This is a genomic window from Enterobacter sp. 120016, assembly GCF_018383635.1.
Taxonomy (GTDB): domain Bacteria; phylum Pseudomonadota; class Gammaproteobacteria; order Enterobacterales; family Enterobacteriaceae; genus Enterobacter; species Enterobacter asburiae_D.
Genome location: NZ_JAHAWC010000074.1, coordinates 1 through 209, shown reverse-complemented (window position 1 = coordinate 209; position 209 = coordinate 1). Strand labels below are relative to the sequence as shown.

Genomic DNA, 209 nt, shown 5'->3' with positions numbered 1-209 from the left:
GCCGGGCCTCCTGGACCGGTAACCAGGGTCAGCAGCGCCCCGAATACCAGACCGGAAAGGATTTCCCCCGCAAATTCGGCCAGGGGGGTGAGCAGGTGTCCCCAGGGATACATGCGCAGGCGCAGCAGGGTGGCGCGGGTGAGCAGATACAGGGCAGCTTCATCGTTAAACAGCGCCATCAGCTCACGGGCGCGCGCCTTGTTGGCCTC

The 209-nt window shown here is 65.6% G+C and carries 1 protein-coding gene; it reads right to left on the bottom strand.

Annotated elements, in window-relative coordinates; genetic code table 11:
• Window positions 1-209, bottom strand: a 209-nt coding sequence (locus tag KIF87_RS23175; RefSeq protein WP_213330879.1) for a hypothetical protein, incomplete at both ends; no start/stop codon positions are given.